Source organism: Hyphomonas sp., assembly GCF_046313735.1.
GTDB lineage: Bacteria > Pseudomonadota > Alphaproteobacteria > Caulobacterales > Hyphomonadaceae > Hyphomonas.
In genome coordinates this window covers 7,989-10,256 of the sequence record NZ_JBKBXW010000043.1, presented here as the reverse complement: position 1 = coordinate 10,256, position 2,268 = coordinate 7,989, and the positions used below count along the sequence as shown (strand labels likewise).

Annotated in this window: 1 protein-coding gene; it reads left to right on the top strand. The window is 67.4% G+C overall.

The window, feature by feature from the left end:
- Positions 1 to 2,193 (top strand): helicase-related protein (locus ACK4SV_RS15560; protein ID WP_409918762.1); only part of this gene is annotated, 2,193 nt, incomplete at its 5' end.
- Positions 2,194 to 2,268 lie beyond the last annotated feature (75 nt).

Below are 2,268 nucleotides of genomic sequence, written 5' to 3'. Positions count from 1 at the left end.
GCGGCGGCGGCGCCCCGCCCCCCCCCCCCCCCCGCCGCTGGGGCGGGGGGGCGCGCGGGGCGCCCCCCCCGCGGGCGGGACGCAGCGCCTGCCGCTAGCCCCTCACCCCCAACCCCCTCTCCCTTGAGGGAGAGGGGGCTTGAGACCGTGCGCTCAGCCTCAGGGCCAGATGCCCCCACAAGCGAAGCGCAGGCGCAGCCGCCCGGCGCCGGAGGCGGTGGAACAGCGGCGAGCAATTCAAGCAAAACAGGTGTTCGCGTAATTGCCGCCCCTGGCGGGGTGAAAGCCGAGGTGGATATCCTGATCTCGCGGGAGCGGATTCCGTGGTCGGGGCATTCGGGGCGGTTTGCGGTGGGGGAGGTGTATGAGGCCATCCGCAAGGCGAAGATGGCGCTGGTCTTCGTCAATACGCGCAGCCAGGCGGAGCTGCTCTTCCAGGAGTTATGGGCGGCGAATGAGGACGGCTTGCCGATTGCGCTGCATCACGGATCGCTGGCGCGCGAGCAACGCGCGCGGGTGGAAGCGGCGATGGCGGCGGGGGAGATCAAGGCGGTGGTGTGCACCTCCACACTCGATCTCGGGATCGACTGGGGCGAGGTGGACCTTGTGATCCAGATGGGCGCGCCGAAGGGCGCGGCGCGGCTGATCCAGCGGATTGGCCGCTCGAACCACCGGATGGATGAGGCGAGCCAGGCCCTCCTTGTGCCGACGAACCGGTTCGAGGTGCTCGAATGCCGCGCGGCGGAAGCCGCAGTGGAGGCTGGTGAGATTGATGGCGAGGGGCCGAGAGTGGGGGCGCTGGATATCCTCGCCCAGCATGTGATGGGGCGGGCCTGCGGGGAGGGGTTTCGGCTTGCGGCGCTGTATGACGAGGTGCGCCGGGCTGCTCCGTATGCGGATCTCGATTGGGAGACGTTCGAGCGGATTGTCGATTTTGTGGCGACCGGCGGCTATGCGCTGAAGAGTTATGACCGGTTTCACCGGATCGTGCGGCGGAGCGACGGGCTGTGGACGGCGCGCACGCCGCGCGACAGGCAGGCGCACCGGATGAATGTGGGCGCGATTGTCGAGGCGCCGATGCTCAGTGTGCGGTTGGCGGTGGGAGGTGGGGCGTCGGCCGCAAGCCCCTCACCCCCAACTCCCTCTCCCTCAAGGGAGAGGGGGCTTACAAGCAACGCGCAGGCGCAGGCGCGCCGAACCGAAGGTGAGGCAACAGCGCCGAGCAAGAAACTAATTCGGGGTGGCCGCAAGCTCGGCGAGATGGAGGAGTATTTCCTCAGTCTGCTGACACCTGGGGATACGTTCCTGTTCGGGGGGCAGGTGTTGCGGCTCATCGGGATTGAAGGGATGGACGCGCTGGTGGCGCCGGCGCAATCGGAGAGCCCGGCGATCCCGAGCTATAATGGCGGGAAGTTTCCGCTGACGACATTCCTGGCCGAGCGCGTGCGGCAGATGATCCATGATCCAGGCCAATGGGCGGGCCTGCCAGACCCTGTGCGGGAATGGTTCGAGATACAGGCGCTGCGCTCAACCATTCCGCCAGCGGATCATCTCCTAGTCGAGACGTTTCCGCGCGCCGGGCGGCATTATCTCGTCTCCTATCCGTTCGAGGGGCGCCTGGCGCATCAGACGCTCGGAATGCTGGTGACGCGGCGGCTGGAGCGGGCGGGGGCGAAGCCGACAGGCTTTGTGGCAAGCGAGTATGCGATGGCGGTCTGGGGCCTGGAGGATATGCGCGGGCTGGACATGGCGGAGATTTTCCACCCGGACATGCTGGGCGATGACCTCGAAGAATGGCTGGACGAGAGCGCGCTGATGAAGCGGACCTTTGCGCACTGCGCGCTGATCTCGGGGCTGATCCACCGGAACCTTCCGGGGTCGGAGAAAAACTCCCGGCAGGTGACGTTTTCCACTGACCTGATCTTTGATGTGCTGAGGAGCCATGAGCCCGACCATATCCTCCTGCAGGCGACGCGGGCGGACGCGGCGACCGGCCTCTTGGATGTGCGGCGCCTGTCGGACATGCTGGCGCGGATCGAAGGGCGGATCGTGCATCAGCGGCTGGAAAAGATTAGCCCGTTCGCCGTGCCGGTGATGCTGGAAGTGGGCCGCGAGCCGGTGTTCGGGGCCTCTGCGATGGAGGCTGTGCTGCGGGAGGCGGAAGAGGATCTGGTGAGGGATGCGATGGGGTGAGGGCCTCGCTTGCCTATCCTCCCCCGCCTGCGGGGGAGGTGCCCCGAAGGGGCGGAGGGGGGAGCGAAGCATGGT